Here is a 7,038-nt window from a genome sequence, read left to right as displayed (position 1 = left end):
AGTTGAAACAGGAATATGAAACCACCAAAAAATTCATCGATCGTTTCCCAGAAGGAAAAAACGATTATGCGCCACACGAAAAAAGCATGAAACTGATGCCTCTCGCAACACATATTGCAGAAGTTTTTGCATGGCCAGAAACCATTCTCAACACGGATGAATTAGATTTTGCAAAAGGAGATTATCAACCAACCGTTTTGAACTCGAAAGCGGAACTTCAACAAAAATTGGAAGATGATTATCAAAAAGGGAAAGCCGCTTTGGACAACGCCGAAGAATCTTCTTTGGAACCAAAATGGGCAATGAAAATGGGAGATCAAACCCTAGCAGAATGGAGCAAATATGGCGCAATTCGCCACGCTTTGGATCAAATTACCCATCACCGAGCGCAATTAGGCGTTTATTACAGATTGAATGATATTCCCGTTCCGGGAAGTTACGGGCCGAGTGCTGATGAACAAAGTTTTTAGTTTTTGAAAATGAAAAATCCCATTTTAAAAATAAAGTGGGATTTTCTTTTTTATGGAATAAGTTCGATTTTATTATTGTTTTTTGCGATTTCCTCTTTGGCATTTTTTTCGAGCTCGCGGAGAACTTCTTTCGGCTCCGAGATTTCTTTGCCATTCACATTAATCATGACTTTCGAATTAGGACGGGAAAGAATTTCGCGCATTCCCTGCACCGGATCGTTTTCGTATTGTTTCAGCTGCTTCACATATTGCTGGCGATTAACATCAATCGGTTTTTTCTTGGTGAAAGGAATATCTTTTCCTTGAGTATCGAGTTCCTCTGGTGTAGTTTCTGCCATTTTTTTAATGCCTTTCAGTTCCATTTTGTGGCTTCCTGTTTGGTCAAAAATCTCCACAATTAATCCCGGAAGTCCTGAGAATTTATACGGGCCATCTTGAATTGGAACATCAGTGGTGAACCAAGCCGTCCAGTTTCTTCCCGCAAAATTGGTGGTTGCTTTTTGAACGTTGAATGTTCCCAATTGCTTTTTATCGGGCAAGATTTTCCACACGAGTTTTCGGTCTTCTAATGCTTTATAAGAATCGTTTCCGATTTTCGAGATTAAAAAAGTTTTGTATTCGGGATAGGTTTTTTCTACCTCATCTTTTATTTCGCCACCAAAACTTTGTCTTGAAACGGATATGTTTTTCATCCCAGAAGCCATTTGCTTTTTGATGCTTTCATTAACAATTGAATCGCTTTCGAATGCTGCTTTGCTATAATATTTCGAGCCGTTTTTAGAAATATCAAGATACATCCATTCAGTTTTTAAACTGTCTATTTTGGTAGAATCTAGGCGGAACTGGTATTCATAAACTACCCGATTATTTTGTGCAGAAAGCATTAATCCAAATAACATCAATAATGCTGATAACTTTTTCATAGTCTATTTTTAAAAAATTATTTAAAATTAAATTTCACGGTGAACATTACTTGGCTTGGACGAAGTTGCATTTTGGTATAACTTTCAGAGGTCGTAGCGGTTGCAAATCTTTCGAACACTTTTCTGTTGCCAATATTCAACCATTTCAATTCGAAATCGATTTTCTTTTTTGCCAAAGTATATTGGTAAGATAAGTCGTAGAATGCGTTGTTATAAGTTGTTAAATTGTTTCCTGAATTAATTTGATCCCAATTAAACCCAATCGTGTGATTTTCTACAGGATAGAAATAAGTGCTCAAATTATGATTGAACCCGGAATTTTTAGAATCATTAAAACGATTTACCTGATGGCTCCACGAAAAAGACAAATTATAATCTATACTCATCCAAGAAAAATAAGTGTTATTGAATTTGAATCCTGCAGTTTGCGAAGTGTTTTTATTCAAGAAAAAATATTCCACATTATTTTGATCGGTCGTTAAAGCATCGGATTTTGATAAAGTATTATTAAAACTCAAAGAAGAATTTGTTTTGAAAGACGGGAAATATTTTCCAATTTCTACGCCCATTGAGTTCGAATTACTTTGGTTATCGCGCTCGGAAAAATTGGTCAAAACAAACCCAGAGCCATTATTGATAGAGTTTCCAATGATATTTCTGTTCGTTTTGCTGTATCGATAATTGATATTGAAAAATAAGTTGTTCAAAGGATTTCGATATTCAATTTTGGATCCTACAGATTTTGCAATCGTTTCCGGAATGGGATTATTTGCCGCCATCGCTGAAGGTGAAGTTGGCGAAGAAAATATAAATCCTGCGTACGCATCGTTTGTGCTACCAAATCTATAATTCAGGTTTGCATTTGCACTTGCTTTCCAAAAAGAGGCAAAAGAATATTGCGTATAAACCGAAGGTTCGAAAGTAAGTTTATTGATGTTTTTCGAAACATTTCTTTCAGGATCATCGGCTTTAATATTATTAAAATTGAATGGAAATTGAGAATAAAGCATCCACGAATCGCTTTTATAATTAATTCCCAAAGACGCATAAGGAATTGCGTTGGTAAACTTCAAATCATTCGCATACTCTTTTCCATAAGGCGTGCTAATCTCATTGGTGATGGTAGAAAATTCGGTATTCAGTTGGTCGGTCGAAAAATTAAATCCTACTTCTGGTGTGAATGTCCATTTTTTTGCTGAAAATCCTAAGCTTGCAGAATGGTTAATTTCTAAAGATTTAATGCGCAAATCCTGAATAACTGAGTTCGTATTTTCGAAAAGGAAATGCCCTGGATTTGCCAAATCTTGAAATTTAAGATAAGAAGAAGGCGTAATTTCCAGCGATTGACGATCGTTTTGATAACTGATATACGACATCAAATTCACCAATTTTTCTTTCCACGGAATAATGGTACTTAATGAATTCTGGAAAGACGAAGTTGGCGACTCTACCGATTCTCCCCCGTTTCTATTTCCATAAATATCATTTCTGTTCACATCAGCACGATTTGCATTCCAAAACTGGGAAAAAGTAGTTGTGTTTTTAAAGAAACCTTTCTTGGCATTTTTAGTAAAAATTAATTCACCTTTTGCTTTGTCGGTATAAAATTTATTTAAAATATTAGTGAAATACTTGGTATTACTAATAAAATCATTGTTCTCGGTATAAGATTCGCGAGAAACAGTATTGTTGGTATAACTTGCATTTGCTTTCAATTCCCATTCTTTACTTTTAAAAGGATTGGTCAAAAGATTGGTCGAAAAATAATGAACATTGTTCATCAAATATCTCTTTTCAGGAAGATTTGGAGTTGTTGCATTTTCTACATTCAGCCAATTATTTTGGGAAACATTCCCTCGTCTTCCTTCGTATCGATTCCCAAACGAGAGAATATTCCCCTCTTTTTCTACACTTTCGCCGTTATTATTCGCTTTATAATTTACCACCCATTGATTTTTCTGACCAAAAAACATTGGCGTGAGTTTCACATTCCAAAGAAAAGGATCCATGCCTACACCAACTTCTCCGCGCCCAGTCATGGTTACCGCTTTTTTTAGCTTAATATTTATGGCAGCACTTTCAGAAGGTACTTTATCCTGAAGAATTTTTACGGGTTGGTGATTTTCCATCACTTCCACTTTTGAAACGGCTCCTGTTGGCAAAGAATTATTGATGGTTCCGTAACCACCTTCCATTAAATCTTTTCCATTAACATAGAATTTGTTTATCGGTTCTCCTTGGTAAAGAACTGTTCCGTCTTTATTAACATCAATTCCCGGTATTTTTTTCAAAACATCAGACAGCGTACGGTCCGACTTGCTTTCAAAAGCTTTGATATCATAAGAAATAGTATCTCCTCTTTTGGTAATCATTTTCGCTTTCAACTTTACTTCCTTAATTTCGGTTGCATCGGGTTGCAAAGTGAAAGTCTGCGTTTGGTTTTCATTTTTAACCACTTTCTGCAAAGGTTTTTGATTAAAAGCTTTAATCTTCACATCAACATTCTGCTCGGCGGAAGTAAAGGTTACTTTGTATTCCCCTTTCGAATTGGTAATTGAATAAGCGATAATCGCATCTTTCCCAGGTTCTTCAACCGTGACACTTGCACTTGGAATCGGTTTTCCATCTTCGTCTAAAATTTTTCCAGTAATGGAAGATTGTGCCCAACTGAAAATGGCAAAAAATAAAATAAAAAGAGTCGAAATTTTTTTCATGAAAATATTTATTAATAAGTACTTAAAAGCAACTGGTTGTTACAGTGAAATAATAAGATATCTAATTCCGAAGAAAGTTAAAGGATACTCTTATTTACTTTTTAACATAGATCGTAGTTGAAATCATTTTTTTACTAATTTTGTATCTTAACATTTGCTCAATATGGGACTTCATTTACAACCAATCGATATCGTAGAGTCGATTACCAAAGACGAATTTCGCGAAAAGTACCTGCTGCCAAGAAAACCTGTGGTAATTAAAAACATGTCGAAAAATTGGCCTGCTTACGAAAAGTGGACCATGGATTACATGAAACAAATGGTTGGAGATGTTGAAGTTCCACTTTATGATTCGTCGAAAGCTGATCCTTCCGCACCGATTAATTCTTCGGCAGCAAAAATGAAATTTACCGATTATATCGATTTAATTAAAAGCAAACCTACTGATTTGCGAATATTTCTTTTCGATCCAATAAAATTTGCACCCACTCTTTTAGATGATTATATTTCTCCAAAAGATTTAATGGGTGGATTTCTTGACCAATATCCGAATATGTTTTTTGGGGGACAAGGTTCGGAAACCTTTATGCATTTTGATATTGATATGCCACATATTTTCCATACTCATTTCAATGGCAGAAAGCATATTTTACTTTTCGATTACAAATGGAAAGAGCGACTCTACAAAATTCCGTTTGCCACTTATTCTTTGGAAGATTACAATATTGCAAATCCTGACTTTGAAAAATTCCCTGCTTTAAACGGTGTTGAAGGAATTGAATGTTATCTGGAGCATGGCGACACTTTGTTTATGCCCACTGGCTGGTGGCATTACATGAAATATTTGGATGGCAGTTTTTCGATCTCCCAAAGAGCCTGGGATAAATCGTGGGCAGTAAAAGCGCATTCTCTCTGGAATCTTGTGGTTCAAAGAAATTTCGATAATTTCATGAAAGGAAAATTCAAGAAAAAATACATGGATTGGAAAGAGAAAAAAGCGGTCGAAAGAGCAAATTATGCTTTGAAAAAAGGTTTGCCGAAATAAGTTCAAAACAAAAATATTTAAAAAGCCATTCTTCAATAATTGAAAAATGGCTTTTTTTGTTTCTATTGAATTCTGTAAATCGGATAAGTTCCAACGCTTCCTTCGTAATATTCTGAATGTTTATAAACCCATTCTAATTGTGCATTTCCGTCTTTTGCGAAATCGGGATTGGCGATTTTTTCCATTTCAAAAGCTGTTCTTAAAACTTGATTGTTTTTCAACAATTCGGCGGCAGTATCTTCGAAAACGTAATCGGAATAATATTCTTTTTGCCCAAGAATTCCATCAAAGAAATTCCAGTTGAAGAAAGAATCGGTTGCTTCGGGCTCTAAAGTTTCGAGCAAATATTTTACACCAATTTGCTTTGTAGAAACCAAATAATCGCCTTTTCTAAATTTAAAATTTTTCGTTTCAGATTTCACTTGCGTGTCATAATGAAGATAATGTCCTTCGTACGGATTTTTCATCGTTTTGAAATCCGAAACCTTGTATTGTTGGGCAAAAATGGTAGAATCTTGCTTCATTTCTTTCACTATAATATTGTTGCGTTTCAAATATTCCAACACTTTTTTCTCCGATTTCGGAATCACATAATAACTTGGAATCGCAATTTCTTTCGTCGCCTTATATTGATTATAAAATTTCACTTTTCTTGTGAAAGGTTTCGTTCTGTCATAAAATAATCTTGGTTTTCCGGAAACTTCGCTGGTTTTTTTTCCGGCTTCAAAACCTTTAAAATCAATCAATTTAAATTTCGTACTATCCACTTTCCATTGAATGGGATATTTCATTTTTGGTTGATAATCCTTTAAACTTTCCGTCATTAATTTTTGAATTTCCTTGGCGTTTTTTGCGGTATAATGAATGGAACTCAACATGTTTTCGTAAGTCGCACGAACACGATCTTTGTACGGTTTCAACATATGCGTTTCAGCAACCGTTCCCATCGTATTAAAAAGCGTGGTGTAACCAGTTGCGTATCTCGGAGAATCCATAAAAGTCGGGAAACCTTCATCGGGAGAATCGCCGTGAATATTGACATAAGGCGTTGCAAGAATCCCTTGTTTTTCTAAATTCTGAAGGATTTCTGGTTGCATTTTTTCATTAAAATAAGTTCCCAAAGTTTTTCCTAAACGTTCTTTATTCGTAGAAATATACGTGAACAAATATTGATAATCTGCACCGTTGGAAACGTGATTATCAATAAAATAAATCGGTTTGAAATGTTGGAAAATTTGTTGAAAAGCTTTCGCATTTTCAGAATCATTTTTAATGAAATCTCTGTTCAAATCATAATTTCTCGCATTTCCACGAAAACCATATTCTTCCGGGCCGTTTTGGTTGGCGCGGCTAAATTTTCCTCGTCGCAACATTCCCGAAATATTATACGCTTGAATCACCACAATTTTCAAATCCTTGACCGAAATTTTTCCTGCTGCAAAATCGCACATCATCATCATGGTCGCATCAATTCCGTCGGGTTCGCCGGGATGAATTCCGTTGTTGATGAGGATTGTGGGAATATCTTTGTTTTTTGATGGATTAAAAATAACGACTTTTATCGGTTCGCCATTATCATCCGTTCCGAAAGATTCTACGGAAATGGTTTTAAAATTTCTTGCCAAATCATCGTAATATTTCACCATTTCTACATAAGTGGTGGTTTGGTTTCCGTTGCCTTTTTCGAAGGGAGTTTGGAATTGGTTCTGTGCAAATAGTAGATTGGAGATAAAAAGAAGAAACAGTAATTTGAATTTCATTTGAAAAATTTTCAGCGAAATTACAAAAATGATTATCTTTAAGAAAACTTAAATTCTATTGAAACTTTACACGAAATGGGCGCAAAGGTTTTATTTGTACACTTTGCTTTTCATGCTGTTTTTAAG

At 35.0% G+C, this 7,038-nt stretch carries 5 protein-coding genes; 2 read left to right on the top strand and 3 right to left on the bottom strand.

The annotated features are described in order from the left end of the window. Positions 1-2: 2 nt before the first annotated feature. Positions 3-470, top strand: coding sequence for a DinB family protein (locus WBY99_RS01505; protein ID WP_423974577.1), 468 nt, complete (start codon positions 3-5; stop codon positions 468-470). Between the two features lie 50 nt (positions 471-520). Here WBY99_RS01505 and WBY99_RS01500 read toward each other — a convergent pair whose 3' ends face one another. Further along, the gene (locus tag WBY99_RS01500) at positions 521-1,393 is read right to left on the bottom strand and encodes a GLPGLI family protein (RefSeq protein WP_423974576.1); all 873 of its coding nucleotides are present in this window, start codon (positions 1,391-1,393) and stop codon (positions 521-523) included. A gap of 17 nt (positions 1,394-1,410) precedes the next feature. Next, on the bottom strand, positions 1,411-4,107 hold the full coding sequence (locus WBY99_RS01495) for a carboxypeptidase regulatory-like domain-containing protein (RefSeq protein ID WP_423974575.1): 2,697 nt from the start codon (positions 4,105-4,107) through the stop codon (positions 1,411-1,413). 163 nt (positions 4,108-4,270) lie between these two features. Between WBY99_RS01495 and WBY99_RS01490 the strand changes: the two genes are divergently transcribed. Beyond that, on the top strand, positions 4,271-5,152 hold the full coding sequence (locus WBY99_RS01490) for a cupin-like domain-containing protein (RefSeq protein WP_423974574.1): 882 nt from the start codon (positions 4,271-4,273) through the stop codon (positions 5,150-5,152). A gap of 62 nt (positions 5,153-5,214) precedes the next feature. On the opposite strand, the gene WBY99_RS01485 is transcribed toward WBY99_RS01490, so the two are convergent. Continuing rightward, on the bottom strand, positions 5,215-6,912 hold the full coding sequence (locus WBY99_RS01485) for a hypothetical protein (RefSeq protein WP_423974573.1): 1,698 nt from the start codon (positions 6,910-6,912) through the stop codon (positions 5,215-5,217). Positions 6,913-7,038 lie beyond the last annotated feature (126 nt).

The sequence above is a fragment of the Kaistella sp. genome, from assembly GCF_049588135.1.
GTDB lineage: Bacteria > Bacteroidota > Bacteroidia > Flavobacteriales > Weeksellaceae > Kaistella.
The sequence above is the reverse complement of the archived record's forward strand: the minus strand, read 5'-3'. Positions and strand labels throughout refer to the sequence as shown.

What these genes read in the sequence shown, in the direction of transcription:
- WBY99_RS01495 (WP_423974575.1), bottom strand. Translation starts at nt 4,107, where the DNA reads ATGAAAAAAATTTCGACTCTTTTTATTTTATTTTTTGCCATTTTCAGT.
- WBY99_RS01500 (WP_423974576.1), bottom strand. Translation starts at nt 1,393, where the DNA reads ATGAAAAAGTTATCAGCATTATTGATGTTATTTGGATTAATGCTTTCT.
- WBY99_RS01485 (WP_423974573.1), bottom strand. Translation starts at nt 6,912, where the DNA reads ATGAAATTCAAATTACTGTTTCTTCTTTTTATCTCCAATCTACTATTT.
- WBY99_RS01490 (WP_423974574.1), top strand. Translation starts at nt 4,271, where the DNA reads ATGGGACTTCATTTACAACCAATCGATATCGTAGAGTCGATTACCAAA.